Below are 22,657 nucleotides of genomic sequence, written 5' to 3' on the forward strand. Positions count from 1 at the left end.
CGGGTGATCAATTCCGCAGATCAGACCGGGGCTTCGGGGGCCTCGATCCGGGCGGGCCGCTCGGCCTCGGGGCCGCGCAGCCACAGCCAGGCGACGAGCGCCCCGAGCGCAGCGGCGCCGGCCGCCACCCCGAACGCCCACTGCGCCCCGGCAGACCAGAGATAGCCGGCGGACAGGCTTCCCGCCGCGCCGCCTGCCCCGAAACTCAGGCTCGAATACAGCGCCTGCCCGCGGCCCTGGTGCCGACCGTGGAAGTACCGATGCACGAGTTCGATCGCGCCGGCGTGAAACAGACCGAAGGTTGCGGCGTGGCCGAGCTGGGCGAGCAGCACCACCCAAAGCCGGTCTGCGAACAGCCCGATCGCCAGCCAGCGCACTGCCGCAATCGCCAGTGCCAGGACCAGCATCCGGCGCAGATTCAGGCGCCCCGCCAGCCGGGGCATCACGATGAACAGGGCGATTTCCGCGATCACCCCGAGCGCCCAGAGCTGGCCAATCAGCGTGCGACTGTAGCCGCTGGCCTCCAGATGCACCGAAAAGAACGCGTAGTACGGGCCATGCCCGAATTGCGCCAGAAAGCAGACCACGAAGAACGCCGCCACGGGTGGCGCGCGCATGATCTTCACGAGCGTTCCGCCGCGCGGCGGATGCCCTGCCTGTCCGACGCCCGGTGCGTCGGCGACCAGATGCGAGACGCCCCAGATCAGTACGAAACATGCAAGCAAGACCGCTGGCAGCCATCCGGTTCCGAACCGGTCGAGCAGCGGCCCGCAGGCAACGACCGTGACCACGAATCCGACCGAGCCCCACAACCGCACGCGCGGATATTGATGGGTGTCGTGCCGCAGGTGGTTCAGCGTCACGGCCTCGAACTGCGGCAGCGCGGCGTTCCAGAAGAAGCTGAACAGCGCCGTCACCAGCGCCAGTGGCCAGAATCCCGGTTCGAACAGCACCAGGGTGAAGCTCAGCACCGCCAGCAGCGAACCGCTGCGCACCACGGGCATGCGCAGGCCCGTGCGGTCGGCGAGCCAGCTCCAGAGGAACGGCGCAAGCAGCTTGGTGGCCATGAGCACCGCGATGAGCTCGCCGATCTCGGCCGCGCCGAAACCACGGCCCTCGAGGTACAGCGGCCAGTACGGCACCAGCGCCCCCAGGGCCGCGAAATAGGCGAGATAAAACCCCGACAGCCGCCAGTACGGCAGCGCAGGCGACCGGGCGCCCACGGCTGTGATCAGGATTCGGCGCGGGACGGAATCACCGGGACGCCGGAAGCGACATCGGCATTCTGAGCACGGTGGCGCAGCCAGTGATCCATCAGCACGAGCGCCAGCATCGCCTCGGCGATCGGCACGGCGCGGATGCCCACGCAGGGGTCATGGCGCCCGCGGGTGACCACCTCAGCGGGCTGGCCGTGGCTGTCGACGCTGCGGCCGGGTTTGAGGATGCTTGAAGTCGGCTTCAGCGCGATCGAGACCTCGACGTCCTGACCACTGGAAATGCCACCCAGCGTGCCGCCAGCGTCGTTCTTCAGAAACCCCTCCGGCGTGATCTCGTCGCGGTGCTCGCTGCCGCGCTGCTCGACGCTGCGGAATCCCGCGCCGATCTCGACTGCCTTGACCGCGTTGATGCTCATCATCGCGTGGGCGATGTCGGCGTCCAGACGATCGAAGATCGGCTCGCCAAGCCCCGGCGGCACACCGGCCGCGACGACATTCACACGGGCGCCAACGGAATCTCCATCGCGCCGCAGCGCGTCCATGAACGCCTCCATTTCGGCGATGCGGTCGGGGTCCGGGCAGAAAAACGCGTTTCGTTCGATCTCGTCCCACTCCACGCGCTGGACCCGGATCGGCCCCAGGGCCGCCAGATAGCCGCGAATCTCGATGCCGAGACGCTCGCGCAGGTACTTTTTGGCGATTCCGCCCGCCGCAACGCGCATGGCGGTTTCGCGTGCGGAGGAACGGCCGCCACCCCGGTAGTCGCGCACGCCATACTTCTGCGCGTAGGTGTAATCAGCGTGCCCAGGTCGGAACAAGTCCTTGATTTGCGAGTAGTCTTTCGATCGCTGGTCGACATTTTCGACCACCAGACCGATCGGCGCCCCGGTCGTCACGCCCTCGAAAACGCCGGACAGGATGCGCACCGCATCGGGCTCACGACGCTGGGTCGTGTGGCGGGACTGGCCGGGGCGGCGGCGATCCAGATCGCCCTGCAGGTCGGCCTCGCACAGCCCAAGCCCGGGCGGGCAGCCGTCGACCACACAGCCGATCGCGGGCCCATGGCTCTCGCCGAACGAGGTGACCGCAAATAATCGGCCGAAGGTGTTGCCGGACAACGCTGCGCTCCGCTATGGCTGGAAGACCGTCGCATTATGCCAGTGGAACCATCGGCGAATCGCCGCTGCGCGGTGCGCGACGGCAGCCGACCGCGACCCGTTCAGGTGCGGCGGACAGGCCATTTTTCCGCCGCTGTGGGCCGAACGCCGGCCGCCGGAAAATGCGCGCCGATTGACGATCATTAACTGGCGCAAATCGGGTATTCATGCTAGCCTTTTCGGGACTGCAATCTCTATGCGACGCGCCACAGGTTCACACGCGCCGCGCCTACAGGCCCGATGGGAGGCACTGGAGTTATGAAGCGTTCTCGTCTGACCACCGCCGTAACCGCCGGTTTGATCGCCATCGCCACAGGCGTCGCGCAGGCCGGTGATGTCGTCGGCACCGTTTCCAGCATCAAAGGCAAGGCGTTCGTCGATGACAACGGCGACGGCAAGTTCCAGTCGGTCGCAGTTGGCGCCGATGTCCGCGTGGGAAATCGCTATCTGGTGCCGGATTCCAACGAACTCGTACTGAATTTGGATCAGTGTGTTCGTTCGGGCATGACCCACGTACTGAAAAACGCCTACGTGACCATCACGAAGGATCCAAACTGCGGCCCGGTCGCCGTGGCCCCGGCCAGCGAAGCGATCGGCGCGGCCCCGCCACCGGCAGCCTCGGCTCCGCCGCCGCCTCCGCCACCCGTCGCCTCGGCGCCGCCGCCAGCGGCGATGGCGCCCAAGGCCACGGTAGCCAGCTCGAGTTCCGCATCCGCGGGCGGAGCGGGTAGCGGTGGTGCGTCAGCGGCCAGTGGCGGTGCAGGCAGCAGTGCCTCAGCAGCCAGCGGCAGTGGCGCAGCTGCGGGTGGTGGCGGCAGTGCCGCCGCAGGCGGTGGTGGCCTGTTTACTGAGCCGGTAGTCGCCGCCTTCGTAGGCTTTGGCGCCGTCGGCGCAATGCTGCTGCTTGACGACGACGACGGCAGCCCGAACTAGGCCAGCGTTCTCAGATCCTGCAAACCGGGTCCGGCAAATGCCCGACCCGGTTTTTTTATGCCTGCGATTTCTTCGGTTCGAAAGCCCGCCGTCACGGGCGATTGAGAAGAAGGCGCCAACGACCTGCCAGGCCCCGGCTTGCATCCCCTACAAGGCCGCCTCAAGACGCTTGCAGACGGTCGTCAAAACTTCAACCCGCGCGTACCGCTTGTCGTCCGCGGGAACCAACGTCCACGGCGCATGGTGCGTCGAAGTCCGCTCGAACATTTCGTTGGCGGCCAGCCGATAGTCGTCCCAGCGATCACGGTTACGCCAGTCCTCGTCGGTGATCTTGTGCCGCTTGTGTTCGGTCTGGGCGCGTGATTCAAACCGTGCGAGCTGTTCCTCAGGTGAGATCTGCAACCAGAACTTCATGACAATCGCACCGGCGTCGTGCAACTGCTGTTCGAAGTCGTTGATCTCGAGAAAGGCCCGCTGCCAGCGCGCTTCAGGCGTGAGGCCCTCTACCCGCTCAACGAGCACCCGCCCATACCAGGACCGGTCGTACACCGTCATTCGTCCGGCGCGCGGAAGATAGCGCCAGAATCGCCACAGATAATGAAAGTCGCGCTCGAATTCACGCGGTGCCGCAATGCGGATCACCCTGCGCAGCCGCGCGTCCACGGTCTCGACCACGCGACGGATCGCACCGCCCTTGCCGGCCGCATCCACGCCCTCGAAGACCAGCACCGACGAGCGCTGTTGTTTGTACGCCGCCCAGCTCAGTTCGTTGATGCGGGCGCGTAGTACCGCCATCTGCCGATCGTAGTCGTCGACATCGATCCGTCGCGTCAGGTCCAGCGTATCGAGCAGCGTCAGCTCGACCAGGTCGTCACCGGTGAGCGCGGTTGCTGCTTCCGGCGTGGCAGTCGGCTCGGACGATGCCGAGAGACTCGCGTTGGCCAGGCGGTGCTGCACGGCGTGAAGAATCGCCTCGCCGCCGACAATGTTCCGATATCGCGCATTGCTCGCTTCGATCACATGCCATGGCGCGCGTCCGAGGTCAGTCTCGCGCATGATCTGCTCACCAATACCCTCGAACAGTTCATAGCGCAGCTTGAACTCGGCCTTCTTCGGCAGCATGCCCCAGCGCGAATGCGCGTCGTGTTTGCGCTGCTTGAGCCGCTTGCGCTGGATGCCCTTGGAAAAGTGGTACCAGAGCTTGATGATCAGCACGCCATCCTCGATCAGCATGCGCTCGAACTCGCGGATGCGGCCGAGGCTCACCGACAATCGCGCATCCCCCCATCCTTCATTGAAACGCTGCTCGATCGGCCACTGATACCAACCGTCGAACAGTACTGCGATCTCGCCACGCGGCGGCAGCACGCGCCAGAAGCGCCACATGCGCGGGCGCTGGATTTCCTCGTCGGTTTCGTCCCAGAACGCATGGACCCGCACGCCGCGCGGATCGAGCCATTCGCCGAGCCGGTTGACGAACTGCCCCTTGCCAGCCCCGTCCATGCCCGAGACCAGCACAACGACCGGCACGCCCTTTTCGCGAACGGCGCGCTGTGCCTCCAGAAGCGCAGGACGCAACGCGTCGCGACGGGCGTGGTACTCCTCCCGACTGAGGCGGTGACCGAGTTTTGCGTTCTCGAACATCTTCCCTCCCGATTCCGGTCGCCGCAGGTTATCGAATCATCACCCGATCACCCGCAGACACGTACTGAAACAGATCAAGAACATCGAGGTTTTGCATGCGCACGCACCCGTGCGAGCGCGGGGCCCCCATGGGTTCTGAATCGGGCGTGCCGTGGATGTAGATGAATCGACGAAGCGTGTCGACCCCGCCGCCGCGGTTGATGCCCGGCTCACAGCCGGTCAGCCAGAGGATCCGCGTGAGGATCCAGTCACGCTCCGGATGGCGGGCGGCGAGTTCCGGCGTCCAGACCTCGCCCGTCGGGCGTCGCCCGACGAACACCGTGCCGACCGCACAGCCAGCGCCGATCCCGATGCGAATGCGATGTTCGCCACGCGGCGTGCAGCCACTGCCCATGCATTCCCCGGCACCGGCCAGCGCCGTGGAAACCGGGTAGACCCGGGCACTGCCGGTCGCGCCAAGCAGTTCCAGCGTCTGTCCGGCGATATCAATATTCAGCTGTCGCATCGAATCTCACCGCCGCTAGCGCATCGTAAGTGCCCTGCGCGTCCAGTGTGTACCCGCTCACTCGTGGCCCTTCGGCATGAAAATGATCCTCGTACCACAACGGAATATAGGGCAATTGCTCGTGCACGATGGCTTGCAGCCTGCGATAGGCCTGTTGGCGCTCGGGCTTTGTATCCGCGCGTTCGGCCGACTCGATCAGACGATCGACCTCCGCCGACCGCAGACGCCCGCGATTCGCGCCGGCCGGGGGCACGGACTCGCTGTGCAGGGTATAGCGAAAGATGTCCGGGGTGCGCACACCGACCCAGGCCAGCGAATACATCTGGAACCGGCCGGCCTTGATGTCGCCGTAAAACGTCCCCCAGTCGTGCGACCGCACCTCCAGATCGATCCCCACCGCGGCAAGCTGATGCTGAACGATCGTTGCGAGCCGCAAGCGAAACGGATTCGCCGAGGTCTTGTAGACCAGCCGCGGCCGTCGCTCGCCGCTCAATCCGGCCTCGCGCAGAAGTCGCCTCGCCGCGTCGGGATCGAACCGCAACGATGGGAGCATTGGCGCCCCGGCCCAGTGGTCGGATGGAAAGATCGCCTCGGCGGTGTATGCGGCGTCGGCAAACAGGTGCCTGACGATGGCGGCTCGATCGATCGCCTGCGCGATTGCGCGACGAAGCTCCGCTCGGCCGGTCAGCGGGTCGTCCAGATTGAACCCCAGATAGGCGAAGTTCGTACCGCGAACCGACGCGGTGGACATCCCGTTCTGCGCGCGCAGATACGCGCGCAATTCGGGCGGCAGGTCGTTCTGCAGCAGATCGATCTCGCCGCGCAACAGCTTCAGGACCCGCACGGTCGGGTCGGCCACGCGGATGAAGGCAATGCGCAATCCATCATCCAGCCGCTTGAGTTCGATGCGCTCGTCTCCGCTCCATTTGACCAGGGCCAGCGGTCCCGATCCCGGTGGCAATCGAGAACCGCGTTGTGCAAGCCACCGGCGCGGCACGATGCCGTGCGTCAGGTAGGCGGGAAACAGCGTATCGGCATGATCGAGCACGAACTCGATCCGGTCGGCATCCAGCGCGCGAACGTCCATGAGATTGGCAAGCGTCGCGCGATGCGGCGAGCCCGAGGCCGGATCGACAATGGCCCGATACAGCGCAACGACATCCTCGGCGTGCAGGCGCGTGCCGTCGTGGAATACCCGGTTCGCCTCGCCCAGTGAAAAGACGTAGTGCGTGGCGTCGACTTGCTCCCAGCTCGCCAGCTTTGGCACCGGCCAGCCGCTGTCATCAAGCTCGACCAGCGATTGAGTGACGAGTCGCAGCATGCGCGTGGCAATCGCATCGCTTGCAAGGACGGGGTTCAACGTCGACGGCAGGGTCTCGACGCCAATCACCATTGCCGTTTCCGGGACGCTGCGCGTGCAGGCACCGACGAGAATGGCGATCAGTAAGAGGCTACCAGTCGCGATACGGATGCTGCGCAAGGCTGACGTTGTAGTAGCGCGGGTCATCCGAGACCTCCTCGCCGAGCCATTCCGGGCGATCAAAGTCTTCATCGGCACGGGCAAGCTCGATCTCCGCGACGATCAGACCGGCGTTTTCACCGCTAAACTCATCGATCTCCCACAGATGATCGCCCACGCGCACATAATGGCGACGTTTCTCGATCAGCGGCCGCATGCACAGGTGGTCGAGAATCTCGGCGGCATCCTTGGGCGGCATCTCGAGTTCGTATTCCCGGCGTTCGATGCCGAGCGTCGCACCCTTGATGTTCAGCCAGGCCTTGTCTCCGGCCACCCGCAGGCGGACCGAGGCACGATCGCTGCCAATCAGATAGCCCTGACGCATGTCCACACTGCGTTCGACCTGCGCACGCCAGGCGTCGCTCGCAAGCAGAAACTTTCGTTCTATCTCAATGCCCATCGCGCCGGAACAGGGCCATGGCCTCTACATGCGCGGTATGCGGGAACATATCGACGACGCCGGCCGCATCCAGTCGGTAACCATGCCCGGCGAGAATGCCGGCGTCGCGCGCAAGCGTCGCCGGATAGCACGAAACATAAACGATGCGCTGCGGGGCAAGACGATCCATGTGTTCGCAGATCCACTGCGCGCCGGAACGTGGCGGATCGATGATCAGCCCGGAATACCCTGGCCCGAACCATGGCTCGCGCGAGACATCCTCGAACAGGTCGGCGGTATGGAACTGTGCATTCGAAATGGCGTTCGCGCTGGCGTTGGAGCGGGCACGCGCAACCAGCGCCGCGTCTCCCTCGACGCCCGTCACCGAACCGGCGCGCCGCGCGACCGGCAGCGTGAAATTACCCAGCCCGCAAAAGAGATCAAGGATGTCGTCGCCGGCGGTCGGCCGCAGAAGCTCGAGTGCCTGCGCGACCATTGCACGATTGGTTTGCGGATTGACCTGTGTGAAGTCACCGGGCTCGAACTCGATCTGCAGCGCACCGTCATCCAGCGCATAACGCATGGGGCGCGCCTCGCCCAGGGGCCGGACCGAGTCCGGGCCGGCAGGCTGAAGATACAGATCGAAATCGTGCTCGCGGGCAAAGGCCTCCAGGCGCGCGAGATCGTCGGCATCGGGCGCCTCGAGGACACGCAGGATCAGCGTGGCGAATTCATCGCCTCGTGCGACCTCGATCTGAGGCAACTGGCGCACGATTGAAAGCGAACTGACCAGCGCCGCAAATGCGTCCAGGCGTTCGCCGAAATCCGGGTGCAATACCGGGCAGTTGTGCAGGTCCGCGACATAGGGTTTGCTGCGCTCGCGGAAGCCGACCAGCACCCGGCCCTTCTTGTCGACATGCTTCACGCCCAGCCGTGCCTTGTGTCGGTAGCCCCAGACCGGCCCGGTGACGGGCGCCAGCCGTCTGGCCGCCACGACGCCGCCGAGGCGTTCGAGGTTGTCGAACAACACCCGCTGCTTGGCCTGGAGCTGGGCCGCCGGGGCGAGATGTTGCAGGGCACAGCCGCCGCACACGCCGAAGTGTGCGCAGCGCGCTTGCACACGATCCGGCGATGGTGTGAGCACCGCATGTACGCGCGCCTCGTCATGGCGACGACGCGCACCGGTATAGACGATCTCCACGGACTCGCCGGGCAACGCGCCATCGACGAACACGACCTTGCCGTCGACCCGGGCGACACCGCGCCCGTCATGCGAAAGTGAGTCGATCCCGGCGCGAACCGGATACTGCGGCAGCTTTGCGCGACGTGCCAAGGCTTAACGGGTTGTTGAAAAAGGCCAGTCCATGGCCGTTTCAACGTCACAACCGAAAAGCGCGGTTTTCGGTTGCGCACGAAAATCAAACACTTGTGTGGTCGATTTTTGGGCGAGACGTCCCTGTCTCGCGTTAACAGGCCATTGAAAGGACAATTTCAACAGCCTGTCAACGCTGCTTCCAGCTGCCGCCGGACCGCAGCCACCAACCCTTGCGCATTTCCCGGACCCACTCCGCAGCGAAGGTGCGCTGGATCTCCCCGGCCCACTCCGGATGATTGTTGGCGCTCGCGATCACGCGATAGAGCTTCTGCCGATCGGCGTTCTCGCCGTCCACGAGCTTGTTCACGCGCGCGCGATCGCGCAGTTCCAGGCCAGCGGCATCGCGCACCGCAATCAACGCATCGTCCGTGAAACCGACCGCGCCGGATTCATAGAACGGCAGCAGTTCGGCATGCCGGGTACGCATGCTTGCGCGCACCTGGCGAATCTCGGGAGAGTCGATGTCGAGCTTGGCGTCCGCGGCATGCGCGGCCGGAAACACCACCGCCAGCAGTCGATCGATCGCACGACCGAGTTCGTTCACGGCACCGGTCTCGCCGGGACCGCGCTGGCGCAGGATGTCCTCGACGATTTCACGCGCGGCCTTCTCGGCCTCCGCGGACGGAAAGTAGACATTGATCGTCACACAGGCCGACGACACGAATACCAGGCCCGCAAGGGCCAAGCGCTGAATTGAAAACATCTGTGTAAGCACCTGAGAGACCAGTTTTATCGAACCTGAATTTCATCCGAGCGGGTCATCGCCGCGTTCAGGTTCGCAAGAAACGCGGCCCAGTCGACGCGCTGGTTGAAACCGATCACGTCCACGCGCGGCAGACCACTGCCTTTGACCAGATAATACCCGCCGTGTTCGGCCGGTTCGACCCCCCGAATCTCGAAGACCGAACCCTCGAGCCGTCCTTCGAGCCCGAGTCGCGAATAGCCGAAATCCTCGAAAAATCGCAGGTAGCTGCGCGACAGTGCGCCGGCCACCCCGCTGCCGCCAAGCTCCGTGAACTGGTCGACGGCACGCTGGCTGATACGCCGGCGCGAACGGTCGTCGGCTGGCGTGGCGAGCAGCATCTCAAACGCGCGCGGCTGCCAGTTCTCCAGTACAAGCCCGCGGATATGCCCACCGAGCCGCCCGGTGATGCGGCCTACCTCGAACGCGCCCGTCAGCGCCTCCAGGTCCAGCGGCTGCAAGTCGACATCGGCACTGACGATCGGGTACTCCCCGAACAGCCCGTTCGCCTCCAGACGACTGATGCGCAGGGAACCATCGAAGGCGCGAACGAGCAACTGCCCATCGAGCCGCAGATTGCCCGCCGAGAGTTCGACGCCCGGGATCATGCCGGAGACGACACCGCGTAGCGGCGGCCAGCCGAATGCGGTCGACAGGCGTTCCAGCGACACCGGTTTCAGAAAACCGTCAAAACTGAGGTCCAGATCGGCCCCCGCCGTCGGGCGAGTGGCACGCAGGCGGTCGATGTGCAGCGCGCCATCGATCAGCGGAATCTCCAGCGGTTCCGCCAGCGAAACGCCGCGCGGCTGCACGTCCAGACGCGCGACGCTGGCACCGACCGGAATATCCCCGAACAGCGTGGCCGAGTCCCAGCCGACACTGGCCTCACCCGGCGCATCCGCACGCCACCGGCCGGTCGAATGCAGTCCGCGGGCGTCGACCCGCCCGGCACTGAGTGCCAGCTCGGGGAGTTCCGTCTGCCATTGCAGCCCGACCAAAGCATCCTGCCACCGCGCATGAACCTTCGCGCGGCCGGCGACTCGCGCCGCCTCCCACACCGGACCGCTGAGGTTGTCCTTTACGAACTGCGAAAAAACGCCGGCCAGATCGTTCAGCTCGATCTCGACCTGGGCGTTTTCTAGATGCGGCTCGGGCGCAATCCCGGCACGCAGACCGGTCGCATGCGCCGAAAACAGGCCCGGGCTGGCAAGCATCAGTTCCCTCAGTGCCAGACGTTCACTGCCCGCCGTTCCGCGCGCGGTGAGTTTCAGGCCGCTTGGCGGCGCCGTGACAAACCAGTCACCGGCCAGTACGTCGGCAGAGTCGAGACGCAGGTCGAAGGCATCGATCGACCAGGGCATCGAGGCATCGTCCGATCCATTCCGAACCGTTGCGCTGACGCGCCCGCTGACACGCTCGCAGGCGTTTGCCGCATCGGCCGCGGCCCAGGCAACGCCGTCAAATTCGAGCGTCGGCGCCAGACGTTCCATCGTGGCGCCACGACCGGCGAGAGAAATCTTTCCGGACACCGACCCCGCGCTGAAACCCGTTGGCGCACCAAGGACGGCAGCCGCGATCGCATCCACCCCCCGGAGACTCACGCCGCCGAGTTCCGCGATCGCGGACCAGCGCCCATCCGCCTCGGTTTCGACGCTCAGGTCCACCGTTCCATCGGCGAACCGCAGCCCGCGGACGCGCAGCTGCAATTCGCCGCTCGCGCGCACCAGGACCAGATCGACACGCGCATCGGGCGCCGCGATCCAGTCGTGCTCGAGCCGCAGACGCGCAGCCGCACATTCGATACGTGCCTCGGACATGCGCAGATTGCGGCAATCGAGCGTGAGCCCGCGAATGGCCGGCAGCGGCGGCGCCAGCTCGACCTGCTCCGCGCTCAGCACCAGACCGATGCCGCCGCCGGCACCCAGCACGAGTTCGGCGGCCGCATTGACCACCCGCACGCCATCGGCCTCGGACAGGGGAATCTGGATGCGCGCGCGCTCGATGCCGAACGCGGTCAGGCTCACAAGGGCGAGGCTCGCCCACACCAGCAGACGCGGCGCAGGCCGACACATGAACGCCGTCAGGCGGATGGAAAAACGCCGGTCGAGAGGTATCGATCACCCCGGTCACAGATGATCGCGACGATGACCGCACCGGAGCACTCGGCGGCGAGTCTGCGCGCAGCGGCCACCGCGCCGCCCGAGGAGATTCCCGCGAAGATGCCTTCGTGCTGCGCGAGGTCGCGCGTCGTGGCCTCGGCCTCATCCTGCGTCACATCGATGATGCGATCGACCCGCGCGGGTTCGAAGATCTTCGGCAGATAGGCCGCGGGCCAGCGCCGGATGCCGGGAATGCTCGACCCCTCGGTCGGCTGTACGCCGACGATTTGCACCGCGGGATTGCGTTCCTTCAAGAAGCGTGAGGTGCCCATGATGGTTCCGGTCGTACCCATGGAGCTGACGAAATGGGTGATCTCGCCGCCCGTGTCGCGCCAGATTTCCGGGCCGGTGCTCTCGTAGTGGGCGAGCGGATTGTCCGCATTCGAGAACTGATCGAGGATGCGGCCCTCGCCTGCGGCTTCCAGCGCACGTGCACGATCAATCGCACCTTCCATGCTCAGAGCCTGCGGAGTCAGCACCAGTTCGGCGCCATAGGCACGCATCAGCGCGCGACGCTCGACGCTCATGTGCTCCGGCATGACGAGGATCAGCCGGTAACCGCGAATCGCCGCGGCCATGGCAAGTGCAATGCCGGTATTGCCGCTGGTGGCTTCGATCAGCGTATCGCCGGGCCGAATGTCGCCACGGGCCTCGGCGTGACGAATCATGGACAGCGCCGGACGATCCTTGACCGACCCTGCCGGGTTGTTGCCCTCGAGCTTGACCAGCAGCGTGTTGTCGACACCAGCGGCCAGGCGTTGCAGGCGCACCAACGGGGTGTTGCCCACGCTGGATTCGATCGTCGGATACTCGCGCATCGTGATTGCGACGCGACCGGCGGGCTCCCTCCCGCCGATCGCGTTCACGGAGGAGGCTACTCGGCCGTGCGCGCCGCCGGTGGCGGCGGCGGGAGCCACGGTCCGGGCGCCGGCGGCGGCCCCCAGTAGCCCGGCGCCGTATAGTACGGGCGCGGCCAGTATCCGGGCGGCGCATATCCCGGCGGCGGCGGGGGTGGCGGAACCGCATCACGCACGTCCGGCGGCTGCGGTGCAACTGGCGGCTCCGCGACCGGACGCCACTTGGGCATCTCCGGAGGCTCCGGCATCTCCGGCGGCTCCGGCATCTCCGGGGGTTGCGGCGGCTCCGGCATGGTCGGCGGTTCCGGCAGCGGCGGCATCTCCGGGGGTTGCGGCCGTTCCGGCATGGTCGGCGGTGCGGGCGGCTCCGGCAGCGGCGGCACTTCCGGAGGCTCGGCCATCGGGCGCCACTTCGGCATCTCCGGCGGTTTGGGCGGCGGCGGCATCGCCGGCGGCTCCGGTAACGGCGGCAGATCGGGTGGCTCCGGGCGCACGGGCGGCGCCGGCGGCTCGGCCATCGGGCGCCACTTCGGCATCTGCGGTGGTTCGGGCAGCGGCGGCATCTCCGGGGGCTGCGGCCGTTCCGGCATGACCGGCGGTGCGGGCGGCTCCGGCAGCGGCGGCATCGCGGGCGGCCTGGGCCACTCGGTCATCCGCGGCGGCAGCGGTTCAGGGCGACCGGGTGCTGGCACGGGACGGTTCAACGGCCTGCCGAGAACAGGCGGTTCCGGCGGCGGCGGGATCCCGCCCATCGTCGGCAGCTCGGGGGGTGGTGGAACAACCGGCACTGGCGGTGGCTCGGGCGCCGGCTCGCGCATCACCGATTTCACGCGTGCGACGAAGTCGTCCAGCCCGCCCTTGGCCACACCAACGGATCCGGTTCCTTCAGCCGCCGCAGCATCGGCCGACGCCGCCGGCACGACTGCCTTCGCGGCATCCGCGACTGCGGGCGGACTGGGTGCCTGATCCGCGACGACCGCACCACCGGGCTCGGACGCGCCGGACTGCGTGGACTGGGTGTGCCGCTCGTCGAGGCACGAGCGCACAAGCACGATCAGCACAATCATCGCGATGACCCAGGCGATGAACTTGGGCCAGAATCCGTTGGGTCGATCCTCCAGTTCGAACGCCTCCGCCGGGGCCTCCTGGATGATCGGCTCGGCAGCAGCCGGCGTGGCTTCGACCGGGGCCGCCGCTGGTGGCGGAGCAGCCGGCTTGGCCGTCGGCGCGGCCGGCGCCTTTTTCTTGGCGGCCGCCTTCTTGGGCGCAGCCTTCTTCGCCGCAGCCTTCTTCTTTACCGTGGATTTCTTCTTCGGGGCGGCTTTCTTGGCCGGCGGCGTTGCGCCGGGCTTGTCGTCTTCGTCGGCCATCAGAGAGGGCTCCAGGCTGCTTTTCGTTTAGGTGCTCGGCTGGCGGTTCGGGCGTTCGCGGCCGAACTTTCGCGCCGGCGCGCACCGGACAATAGCATCCCGCCGCAGCCAATCCAACCGGGCATTTGCCCTGCCAGTCAGACCACGTTGTGCAGGTCGATGACTGAATCCGCCGCCGCGCGACGCTGGCGCTTGGCGGTGTCGCTGCGCAGCAGTTCGAGCTGTTGCAGGTACTCGTCGGTGGGTTGTCCGGTCGGATAGACGCCGTCGAAAACCGAGGTGTCGAATCGTCCTATGCGCGGATTGCCCTTGCGTACCGCGTTGATCAGGTCGTCGAGATCCTGATAGATCAGGCGGTCCGCACCGATCTCGGTGCAGATCTCCTCGATCGTGCGCCCGTGGGCGACGAGTTCACCCAGTGTCGGCATATCGATGCCGTAGAGATTCACGTGCCGTACCGGCGGTGCAGCGGAGGCGAAGTAGACCTTGCGCGCACCGGCATCACGGGCCATCTGAATGATCTGCTTCGAGGTGGTGCCGCGCACGATGGAGTCGTCGACGAGCAGAACATTCTTGCCGCTGAATTCGAGATCAATGGCGTTGAGCTTCTGGCGCACCGAGCGTTTGCGTTCGGTCTGCCCGGGCATGATGAACGTCCGACCGATGTACCGGTTCTTGATGAAGCCCTCGCGGTAATCAACCTTGAGGCGCTGGGCAAGCGACAGCGCGGCGGTGCGGCTGGTGTCCGGAATCGGGATCACGACATCGATGTCGTGATCGGCCCATTCGCGCTGGATCTTGCCGGCGAGTTTCTCACCCATGCGCAATCTAGCCTTGTACACCGACACGTTGTCGATGATGGAGTCCGGACGCGCGAGATAGACGAACTCGAAGATGCACGGCGAGAGCTCGGCGGCGGCCGCGCAGCGACAGCTGTGCACTTCGCCCTCGCGATCGATGAATACGGCCTCGCCCGGACCCACGTCTCGAACCAGCTCAAACCCCAGCACATCGAGTGCCACGCTCTCGGATGCGATCATCCAGTCCTTGCCGCCATCGGCGCGGGTGCGGGAACCGAACACGATCGGGCGAATGCCGTACGGATCGCGAAAGCCCAATATGCCCAGGTCGCTGATCATCGCGACCGCCGCATACGCACCGCGGCAGCGGCGATGCACGCCAGCCACCGCTTCGAAAATGTCTTTGACTTCCAGCCGAATCTTGCGTTTTTCGGCAAGCTCATCGGCGAGGACATTGAGCAGGATTTCGGAATCCGAATTGGTGTTGATGTGCCGGAGCGATTCGCGAAACAGCGTCTCGCGCAACTCGTCGGCATTGGTCAGATTGCCGTTGTGCGCGAGCGTGATGCCGTAGGGCGAGTTCACATACAGGGGCTGCGCCTCGGCCGACGACGTGGTGCCTGCGGTTGGATAGCGGCAATGCCCAATGCCCATGGTGCCGGCGAGGTCACGCATGTGGCGGGTGCGGAAAACATCGCGAACCAGACCGGCATCCTTGCGCAGACACAGCCGGCCCTGGTCCGAGGTCACGATACCCGCGGCGTCCTGTCCGCGATGTTGCAGCACCAGCAGGGAGTCGTAGAGTTCCTGATTGACAGGCGTCGACGAAACGATTCCGACAATTCCGCACATGGCCTTACTCCGCCACCCTGGAGGCGTTGTTCGGGGAAGATTTTACCGGGGGTTGCGTCGGCGCTGCGGTGGGCTTTGCGCCTGGGCTCGCCTGCGGCGGCGGAGCGCCGGCAGCGGCAGCGGCAGCGGCGACCGGTGCCAGCCGCGCGGCGAGATCGGCCGGCAGCTGTTCCAGCAGCCAGCCCGCAAGCCGCTCGGATTCGGCGATCAGGCGCGACTGACGCCACCAGTCCTGCTCCGGCAGCACGGTGATGCGGCCGAGCACCACGAGCACCGCAATCAGCAGCGCACCCCGCGCCATGCCGAAGATCGCGCCCAGCAGACGATCGGTGCCGGACAGTCCGGTGCGACTCACGGCCAGTGCGACGATGTAGTTGATCAGCGCACCGACCAGCAGCGTGAAGATCAGAATCGAGAAAAACGCGCCGGCCAGCCGCAGCGTGTCGTGGGCGATGTAGGCTTCTAGATGAGTCGCCAGCGGCTCGTAGAAGACGAGCGCGACCCAGATCGCGGCGACCCAGGTCGCGAGCGAGATGGCCTCGCGCACAAATCCGCGAATGATGCTGATCGTCACCGACAGCAACACAATCGCGACAATGACGTAGTCGGGCCAGATCAGTTTGGCCATCGTCCCGCCGGCCTGTTGCCGTGCGCACCGCTGCGTGAGGCGCGGATTTTAGCAGACCGCACCGCGCTGGCGTTCACGCTCACGGGTAGCGCAGCACCTGCCCCTTGAGGCGCAGCTTGGCGCGGATCGCCTTCTGCAGCTTTTCCGCGGCCTCACGCTCCAGTTCCGGACCGACGCGCACGCGATAAAACGTCTGCGAACCGACGAACGCGGGTTCCAGCAGGGTGACGAAGCCCGCATCGGTCAGACGTTTCTTCAGGGCTTCGGCGCGCGCACGTTCGCTGAAACTGCCGACCTGCACGGCCCAGGCCGACAACGCGCCAGCCGCCGGTTTGGGCGCCGCGGGTACGGGCTTCGGCGTTTCCGCCACCGGTGCGGGGGCCTCCGTCAGTGCGGGCTTCTCCGCGGGCGGCATGGACTGCGCGACCTCCGCGCGCGAGACCTCGGCCGTCGCCGGGTCGACCGGAAGCACCGCGTCGACTGCGATCGCCGCCGGCGCATCGATTCGATCGGTCGCCAGCGGCAGGATCGACGACTGGAATCCGTCTTCGAGCGGCGGCGGCATCGGAGGCAGCGGCTGGGCGACGCGGGTCACCGGGGTCGGCGCGCGCTCGTCGATCAACATCGGCAGAAAGATGACCAGCAGTGCGCCGAGCACCAGGATGCCAACCAGACGTTGTTTGACTCGGATATCCATCGAATTCGGTGTTATTGCTCCGGCAACTGTGGGGCTGTGCCTGCAGCCAGGTATCCGCTCACGAGCCCGCCCGACGGATCGAGCAGTCCCGCGGCAACCAGAAACGAACCAAACGCCACGATCCGGTCGCCGGGCGCCGCACGTTCGCGCAGTTCGCGGGCGACGGTTACCGGCGCTTCGGCATGGGTGTGCATGCTAGCGCGAACGCCACCGCGCTTTAAGTCATCACGGATCGATTCGACCGGCGCGGCACGCGGACCCGGTAGAGCCACAATGTGCCATTCGTCGAAGACCTGCGCGAGTTCCGCGCCGATCCCGGCGATATCCTTGTCCGCGAGCGCCGCAAACAGCGCAATCTGGCGCCCGCTCACGGGTTGTTTCGCCAGCGTCTGCGCCAGTGTTGCCGCGGCCTGTGGATTGTGGCAGACGTCGACGATAAAGGTTCCGCGCCCCGGCAGGGACTGGAAACGTCCCGGCAGCGAGACCTCCAGCATGCCCTCGCGGGCGGCCTGCTGGGAAACCGGCAGACGCCCGGCGAGCTGTTCGATTGCAGCCAGGGCGACGGCGGCGTTGTCGATCTGCCGGGCGCCGACCAATGCCGGAGGCGGCAATCCCGAACGCACCCGCACCAGGCCGTGCCAGTCCCAGCCCGCCGCGCGCACGCGCGCATCGAATTCGTGACCGATGCGAAAGATGCGCGCATCCACGGCATGCAGCGCGTGCATGAGACCCGCGGGCGGGTCGCGATCGCCGACGATGACCGGTCGGTGAGCGCGCGCGATCCCGGCCTTCTCCGCGCCGATGTGATCCCGATCGGCGCCCAGCCACTCGGTGTGATCGAGGCCGATGCTGGTAATGACCGCGACATCCGCGTCGACGATGTTCACCGCATCCAGACGTCCACCAAGGCCAACCTCAAGCAACACGACATCCGGCACCCTCTGGTGGAAGATTTCCAGCGCCGCCAGCGTGGTGAACTCGAAGTAGCTCAGTGACACATCGCCGCGCGCGGCATCCACGCGCGCCAGTGCGGCAACGATGGTTTCGTCACCCACCGGTTCGGCGTTTACGCGAATCCGCTCGTTGAAGCGGAGCAGGTGTGGCGAGGTGTACGCAGCGGTCGAATATCCGGCGCAGCGATAGGTCGACTCCAGAAGTGCCACGGTCGAACCCTTGCCGTTGGTGCCGGCAACGGTGATCACCGGCCAGGGCGCATGCGCACTGCGCCCCAGGCGCGCGTAGACCGCGGACACCCGATCCAGCCCGAGTTCGATCGGCTTTGGATGCGCCGTCTCGAGCCAGGCGAGCCAGTCGCCGAGGTTTTGAAATCGCGCCATGGGCCGCCGATTGTGGACGACCGCAACGGAACCACGGTCCGTTACGGTACCGGCGGTGCCGCGCGGTGGGTCAGCTTCGCAAGCAGACGCGCGAGCGTGTCACGCAACTCTCGGCGGTCGACGATCATGTCGATCGCGCCGTGTTCAAGCAGAAACTCGCTGCGCTGGAAACCCTCGGGTAACTTTTCACGCACGGTCTGTTCGATCACGCGCGGCCCGGCGAAGCCGATCAGCGCGCGCGGCTCGGCAATGATCACGTCACCAAGCATCGCAAAGCTCGCCGACACGCCGCCCATCGTCGGATCGGTCAGCACCGAAATATACGGCAGCCCGCGTTTCGCGAGCCGCTGTAGGGCCGCGCTGGTCTTGGCCATCTGCATCAGCGAGAACAGTGCCTCCTGCATGCGCGCTCCGCCACTGGCGGAGATGCAGACCAGTGGCAGTTCGCCCTGCAGACAGGTATCGACGGCTCGCACGAAACGTTCACCGACGACCGATCCCATCGAGCCACCAATGAACCGATATTCGAACGCCGCCGCAACGAGCGGAATTTCGTGGATCGTCCCGGACATCACGACCAGTGCATCCTTTTCACCGGTGTCCTTCTGTGCAGTGGCCAGGCGGTCCTTGTATTTCTTGGAATCCTTGAACTTCAGCGGATCGGCTGGCTCGAGCTGGGCGCCGATTTCCTCACGATCGTTCGGGTCCAGCAGGATGTCCAGTCGACGGCGCGCGCCGATACGGTTGTGCTGCCCGCATTTCGGGCATACATCGCAGTTGCGTTCGAGGTCGGCGCGATACAGCACGGCCGCGCAGGCATCGCACTTCGTCCACAATCCCTCGGGCACCTTGCGTCCTCCGTTCGTTCCCTCGGTGCGGATACGCGACGGGATCAATCGGTCGAACCAGTTCATGGTCAGGCGGCCGCGCGGTGGTCGATCGCCGCGCGCATCGACCCGAGCAGCGCGGTGAGGCGGGCCGCGAGTTCATCGAGCCGTCCGGCGTATTCACCGACGAGGCTTACCAGCGCGGAACCAACAATCACCGCATCGGCAATCTCGGCAACGCTCGCCGCGGATTCCGCATCGCGAATGCCGAAACCGACACCCACCGGAAGGCTGGTATGGCGACGGATTTCGGCAATCCGTCTGGTCACCGCGGCCGTGTCCAGGTTCGCCGCGCCGGTCACGCCCTTGAGCGAGACGTAGTAGACGAAGCCGCGCGCGACGGCGGCGATGCGGTCCATGCGAGCGGCCGTCGTTGTCGGCGATATCAGAAAAATCGGATTCAGGCCCGCCTCGGTGAGTGCCGGCAGCAGATCGTCACCCTCCTCCGGCGGCAGATCGACGATCAGCACCCCGTCGACACCGGACGCGACTGCACGCTCGGAGAACACGCGCGCGCCCATTGCCTCGATCGGGTTCAGGTAGCCCATGAGGACGACGGGTGTCTCGCTGTCCGAACGGCGAAACTCGGCCACCATGCCGAGCACGTCGACCAGCCGAGTGCCGTGCGCGAGCGCGCGCTCGCTGGCGCGCTGGATCACCGGACCGTCGGCCATCGGGTCCGAGAACGGCACGCCGAGCTCGATCAGGTCCGCGCCGGCGGCGACCAGTTCACGCATCAGTCGGACCGTCTGGTCGGGATGCGGGTCGCCGGCGGTCAGATACGGAATCAGTGCCTTGCGACCGGCCTCGCGCAGCCGCTGGAAACGCCTTTCGATGCGGTTCACAGCCGGATGCCCTCGATGCGCGCAACGGTGTTGATGTCCTTGTCGCCGCGTCCCGACAGGTTGACGAGCACGTTCTGGTCGGCGCGCATGGTTGCCGCAAGCTTCAGGGCATAGGCAACCGCGTGACTGGATTCCAGCGCCGGGATGATGCCCTCGGTTCGTGTGAGCGTGTGAAACGCCGCAAGCGCTTCGCGATCGTCGATCGCGACATAGTTCGCACGCCCCGAATCCTTGAGCCAGGCGTGTTCGGGACCCACGCCCGGATAGTCCAGACCGGCCGAGACCGAATGCGTCTCGATGATCTGGCCGTCGTCGTCCTCCATCAGATAGGTGCGGTTGCCGTGCAGCACGCCAGGGCGACCGGCGTTCAGCGGTGCCGCGTGCCGGCCACTGGCGATGCCGTCGCCGCCGGCCTCGACGCCGTACATCGGTACGTCATCGGCAAGGAATGGATGGAACAGGCCGATGGCATTCGAACCGCCGCCGACGCAGGCCACCAGGGCGTCGGGCAGTCGGCCGCTCGCCTCAAGCATCTGCGCGCGTGCCTCGCGGCCGAGTACGGCCTGGAAGTCACGCACCATGGCTGGATACGGGTGCGGGCCGGCAACCGTGCCGATGATATAGAAGGTGTTGTCGACGTTCGTGACCCAGTCGCGCATGGCCTCGTTCAGCGCGTCCTTCAGCGTCTTGGAGCCGGACTCCACGGCGACGACCTCGGCGCCGAGCAGACGCATGCGGTAGACGTTCGGCGCCTGGCGCTCGACATCGACCGAGCCCATGTAGACCACGCACTCCAGTCCGAGGCGAGCGGCGACCGTGGCCGTGGCCACGCCATGCTGGCCGGCGCCGGTCTCGGCAATGATGCGGGTCTTGCCCATGCGCCGGGCAATCAACGCCTGCCCGACGGTGTTGTTCACCTTGTGCGCGCCGGTGTGGTTGAGATCCTCGCGTTTCAGCCAGATCTGCGCACCGCCGTTCTGCCGGCTCAGGCGCGCCGCGTGATACAGCGGCGACGGACGGCCGACGTAGTCACGCAGGTCCGCGTCGAGTTCAGCGAGGAATTCGGGGTCTGCCAGATAGCGCTTCCACGCGGCCTCGAGTTCCTCGAGCGGCGCAATCAGGGTCTCCGCCACGAAACGGCCGCCATAGACGCCGAAGTGGCCGCGTGCATCGGGCAATCGGGTATTGCTTGTCGCCTCAGTCGTCATCTGCATCTCGCACGCCGGCGATGAACCGGCGGATCTTCTCTGCGTCTTTGATGCCGGGCGCGCTTTCGACGCCGCCGCTGACATCCACGGCCCATGGTCGCACGATCCGGATCGCGTCGGCGACGTTTTCCGGCGTCAACCCGCCAGCCAGCACCACGGGCGGGCCCGGGTCCAGCCGCGCACGCGACCAGTCGAACACGCTGCCAGTGCCCCCCGGGACGCCCGGAACGTAGGCATCCAGCAGCAGCGCCGCGGCATCGTGATAGGCCCGAGCCGCCGCCGCCAGATCGACTCCGGGCCGCATCCGAATGGCCTTCAGATAGCGACGTCCGTACGGGCGACAGGCCTCCGCCGATTCGTCGCCGTGAAACTGCAACAGTTCCACCCCTGTTGCGTCCAGCAGGCTTCGGATTCGCCGCTCCTCGGCGTCGACCACCAGCCCCACGACCGTCACGAACGCCGGGACCGCGCGCGCGATTCGGGCGGCGGTGTCCGCATCCACGTTGCGCGGACTTGATGGATGGAATACCAGCCCGATGGCATCCGCGCCAGCCTCGACCGCCGCCTCGGCGTCGACGGGCCGCGTAATGCCGCAGATCTTAACGCGGGTGCGACGGCGCGCAGCCGCGACAACGCTCATGTTTCGCCCCCGGTTGCGAAATCGGGCAGGCCGAACCGTTGCGGATAACGCACCGCTACGAGGTAAAGCCCTTGCGGCGGTGCCGTCACACCGCCGAGCGCGCGCCGGCGGGTCGCCAGCACCTCGCCAGCCCAGCTTGCGGGGCGCTCGCCACTGCCGATCGCCATCAGAACACCGACAATGTTTCGAACCATGTGGTGGAGAAACGCATTCGCGGTCACTTCGATCCACACCTCATCGCCGGCGCGGGTCACCGCAATGGACTCGATTTCGCGGACCGGGTGACGAGCCTGGCAGGCCTGCGCCCGATACGCACTGAAATCGTGCTCGCCGACCAGCGCCTGCGCCGCAGCATGCATTCGAGCCGCATCCAGTGGCCTGCGAAACCAGCTGAGCCGCGTTGCGTGCAGCGCCGGTCGCACAGCCCGGTTCAGGATACCGTAACGATACGTGCGAGCGCGTGCCGAAAACCGCGCGTTGAAAGACTCGTCGGTTTCTCGCACCCAGACGACGGCAATGTCCGCCGGCAGATTGGAATTGATGCCGAGCAGCCAGTTGCGCGGATCGCGCAGCGCTTCCGAATCAAAGTGCGCGACCTGCCCCAGCGCGTGGACGCCGGCGTCGGTTCGACCGGCCCCCGTGATCAGCACGGCGTGCGCGGCGACCTGACCGACGGCGGTCTCGACCGCGGCCTGGATCGATGGTCCGTTCGCCTGCATTTGCCAACCGCAATAGCGGCTGCCGTCGTACTCGATGCCGATCGCGATTCGCGTCACGGTTGGCGCATTCTTCAGAGGTTCAGGCGCATTCGGCTTGCAGCGTCTTCAGTGCGCTGGTGGCCGGACGTCATGGATGGACCTGGACGAACAATCATGCCCGGTGAAAACGGCCGCGGCCGCCCAGCGG

21 protein-coding genes are annotated in these 22,657 nt (G+C 66.3%); 1 reads left to right on the forward strand and 20 read right to left on the reverse strand.

The window, feature by feature from the left end; genetic code table 11:
- Positions 1-20: 20 nt before the first annotated feature.
- Both KDG50_15650 and aroC read right to left on the reverse strand, forming a co-directional pair.
- On the reverse strand, positions 21-1,202 hold the full coding sequence (locus tag KDG50_15650; GenBank protein MCB1866851.1) for an MFS transporter: 1,182 nt from the start codon (positions 1,200-1,202) through the stop codon (positions 21-23).
- A gap of 29 nt (positions 1,203-1,231) precedes the next feature.
- Positions 1,232-2,335, reverse strand: a complete 1,104-nt coding sequence (gene aroC, locus KDG50_15655; GenBank protein MCB1866852.1) for a chorismate synthase — start codon at positions 2,333-2,335, stop codon at positions 1,232-1,234.
- A gap of 297 nt (positions 2,336-2,632) precedes the next feature.
- On the opposite strand from aroC, the gene KDG50_15660 reads away from it, so the two are divergent.
- Positions 2,633-3,307, forward strand: a complete 675-nt coding sequence (locus tag KDG50_15660) for a hypothetical protein (protein MCB1866853.1) — start codon at positions 2,633-2,635, stop codon at positions 3,305-3,307.
- 147 nt (positions 3,308-3,454) lie between these two features.
- Here KDG50_15660 and pap read toward each other — a convergent pair whose 3' ends face one another.
- The 18 genes from pap to truA form a co-directional block, all read right to left on the reverse strand.
- A complete protein-coding gene (gene pap, locus KDG50_15665; GenBank protein ID MCB1866854.1) occupies positions 3,455-4,951 on the reverse strand; it encodes a polyphosphate:AMP phosphotransferase in 1,497 nt (498 codons plus the stop codon).
- A gap of 28 nt (positions 4,952-4,979) precedes the next feature.
- On the reverse strand, positions 4,980-5,456 hold the full coding sequence (locus KDG50_15670) for a L,D-transpeptidase (protein ID MCB1866855.1): 477 nt from the start codon (positions 5,454-5,456) through the stop codon (positions 4,980-4,982).
- Entirely contained in the window at positions 5,437-6,963 is a 1,527-nt protein-coding gene (locus tag KDG50_15675; GenBank protein MCB1866856.1) for an ABC transporter substrate-binding protein, read from the reverse strand. The genes KDG50_15670 and KDG50_15675 overlap by 20 nt, the downstream gene beginning before the upstream one ends.
- Positions 6,908-7,375 (reverse strand): CYTH domain-containing protein, encoded by a 468-nt coding sequence (locus KDG50_15680; GenBank protein ID MCB1866857.1) that lies wholly within the window; start codon positions 7,373-7,375, stop codon positions 6,908-6,910. The genes KDG50_15675 and KDG50_15680 overlap by 56 nt, the downstream gene beginning before the upstream one ends.
- Complete coding sequence (gene rlmD / locus KDG50_15685) at positions 7,365-8,687, reverse strand: 23S rRNA (uracil(1939)-C(5))-methyltransferase RlmD (GenBank protein ID MCB1866858.1); 1,323 nt, start codon at positions 8,685-8,687, stop codon at positions 7,365-7,367. The genes KDG50_15680 and rlmD overlap by 11 nt, the downstream gene beginning before the upstream one ends.
- Before the next feature lie 169 nt (positions 8,688-8,856).
- Entirely contained in the window at positions 8,857-9,432 is a 576-nt protein-coding gene (locus KDG50_15690) for a DUF1318 domain-containing protein (GenBank protein MCB1866859.1), read from the reverse strand.
- Positions 9,433-9,458: 26 nt separating this feature from the next.
- Entirely contained in the window at positions 9,459-11,495 is a 2,037-nt protein-coding gene (locus tag KDG50_15695; protein MCB1866860.1) for a hypothetical protein, read from the reverse strand.
- Between the two features lie 56 nt (positions 11,496-11,551).
- A complete protein-coding gene (gene cysM, locus KDG50_15700; protein ID MCB1866861.1) occupies positions 11,552-12,448 on the reverse strand; it encodes a cysteine synthase CysM in 897 nt (298 codons plus the stop codon).
- Positions 12,449-12,504: 56 nt separating this feature from the next.
- Positions 12,505-13,857, reverse strand: coding sequence for a hypothetical protein (locus tag KDG50_15705; protein ID MCB1866862.1), 1,353 nt, complete (start codon positions 13,855-13,857; stop codon positions 12,505-12,507).
- 137 nt (positions 13,858-13,994) lie between these two features.
- Positions 13,995-15,509, reverse strand: a complete 1,515-nt coding sequence (gene purF, locus KDG50_15710; protein MCB1866863.1) for an amidophosphoribosyltransferase — start codon at positions 15,507-15,509, stop codon at positions 13,995-13,997.
- A gap of 4 nt (positions 15,510-15,513) precedes the next feature.
- Positions 15,514-16,128: a CvpA family protein gene (locus KDG50_15715; GenBank protein ID MCB1866864.1), complete on the reverse strand. Its 615-nt coding sequence runs from the start codon at positions 16,126-16,128 to the stop codon at positions 15,514-15,516.
- 88 nt (positions 16,129-16,216) lie between these two features.
- Entirely contained in the window at positions 16,217-16,834 is a 618-nt protein-coding gene (locus KDG50_15720) for an SPOR domain-containing protein (GenBank protein MCB1866865.1), read from the reverse strand.
- Positions 16,835-16,845: 11 nt separating this feature from the next.
- The gene (gene folC, locus KDG50_15725; GenBank protein ID MCB1866866.1) at positions 16,846-18,171 is read right to left on the reverse strand and encodes a bifunctional tetrahydrofolate synthase/dihydrofolate synthase; all 1,326 of its coding nucleotides are present in this window, start codon (positions 18,169-18,171) and stop codon (positions 16,846-16,848) included.
- Between the two features lie 41 nt (positions 18,172-18,212).
- The gene (locus KDG50_15730; protein MCB1866867.1) at positions 18,213-19,085 is read right to left on the reverse strand and encodes an acetyl-CoA carboxylase carboxyltransferase subunit beta; all 873 of its coding nucleotides are present in this window, start codon (positions 19,083-19,085) and stop codon (positions 18,213-18,215) included.
- A 2-nt stretch (positions 19,086-19,087) separates the two neighbouring features.
- Positions 19,088-19,903 carry a tryptophan synthase subunit alpha gene (gene trpA, locus KDG50_15735; protein MCB1866868.1) on the reverse strand — a complete coding sequence of 272 codons (816 nt, stop codon included), beginning with the start codon at positions 19,901-19,903 and terminating at the stop codon, positions 19,088-19,090.
- Entirely contained in the window at positions 19,900-21,117 is a 1,218-nt protein-coding gene (trpB, locus tag KDG50_15740) for a tryptophan synthase subunit beta (GenBank protein ID MCB1866869.1), read from the reverse strand. The genes trpA and trpB overlap by 4 nt, the downstream gene beginning before the upstream one ends.
- Entirely contained in the window at positions 21,101-21,751 is a 651-nt protein-coding gene (locus KDG50_15745) for a phosphoribosylanthranilate isomerase (protein ID MCB1866870.1), read from the reverse strand. Before KDG50_15745 ends, trpB begins: the two co-directional genes overlap by 17 nt.
- Entirely contained in the window at positions 21,748-22,527 is a 780-nt protein-coding gene (gene truA, locus KDG50_15750; GenBank protein ID MCB1866871.1) for a tRNA pseudouridine(38-40) synthase TruA, read from the reverse strand. Before truA ends, KDG50_15745 begins: the two co-directional genes overlap by 4 nt.
- Positions 22,528-22,657 lie beyond the last annotated feature (130 nt).

Source organism: Chromatiales bacterium (assembly GCA_020445605.1).
In the GTDB taxonomy this organism is placed as follows: Bacteria; Pseudomonadota; Gammaproteobacteria; order JAGRGH01; family JAGRGH01; genus JAGRGH01.

Coding starts and splice junctions, on each gene's coding strand:
- KDG50_15660 (MCB1866853.1), top strand. CDS start 2,633: ATGAAGCGTTCTCGTCTGACCACCGCCGTAACCGCCGGTTTGATCGCC.
- pap (MCB1866854.1), bottom strand. CDS start 4,951: ATGTTCGAGAACGCAAAACTCGGTCACCGCCTCAGTCGGGAGGAGTAC.
- KDG50_15670 (MCB1866855.1), bottom strand. CDS start 5,456: ATGCGACAGCTGAATATTGATATCGCCGGACAGACGCTGGAACTGCTT.
- KDG50_15675 (MCB1866856.1), bottom strand. CDS start 6,963: ATGACCCGCGCTACTACAACGTCAGCCTTGCGCAGCATCCGTATCGCG.
- KDG50_15680 (MCB1866857.1), bottom strand. CDS start 7,375: ATGGGCATTGAGATAGAACGAAAGTTTCTGCTTGCGAGCGACGCCTGG.
- KDG50_15690 (MCB1866859.1), bottom strand. CDS start 9,432: ATGTTTTCAATTCAGCGCTTGGCCCTTGCGGGCCTGGTATTCGTGTCG.
- cysM (MCB1866861.1), bottom strand. CDS start 12,448: ATGCGCGAGTATCCGACGATCGAATCCAGCGTGGGCAACACCCCGTTG.
- KDG50_15705 (MCB1866862.1), bottom strand. CDS start 13,857: ATGGCCGACGAAGACGACAAGCCCGGCGCAACGCCGCCGGCCAAGAAA.
- purF (MCB1866863.1), bottom strand. CDS start 15,509: ATGTGCGGAATTGTCGGAATCGTTTCGTCGACGCCTGTCAATCAGGAA.
- KDG50_15720 (MCB1866865.1), bottom strand. CDS start 16,834: ATGGATATCCGAGTCAAACAACGTCTGGTTGGCATCCTGGTGCTCGGC.
- folC (MCB1866866.1), bottom strand. CDS start 18,171: ATGGCGCGATTTCAAAACCTCGGCGACTGGCTCGCCTGGCTCGAGACG.
- KDG50_15730 (MCB1866867.1), bottom strand. CDS start 19,085: ATGAACTGGTTCGACCGATTGATCCCGTCGCGTATCCGCACCGAGGGA.
- trpB (MCB1866869.1), bottom strand. CDS start 21,117: ATGCAGATGACGACTGAGGCGACAAGCAATACCCGATTGCCCGATGCA.
- KDG50_15745 (MCB1866870.1), bottom strand. CDS start 21,751: ATGAGCGTTGTCGCGGCTGCGCGCCGTCGCACCCGCGTTAAGATCTGC.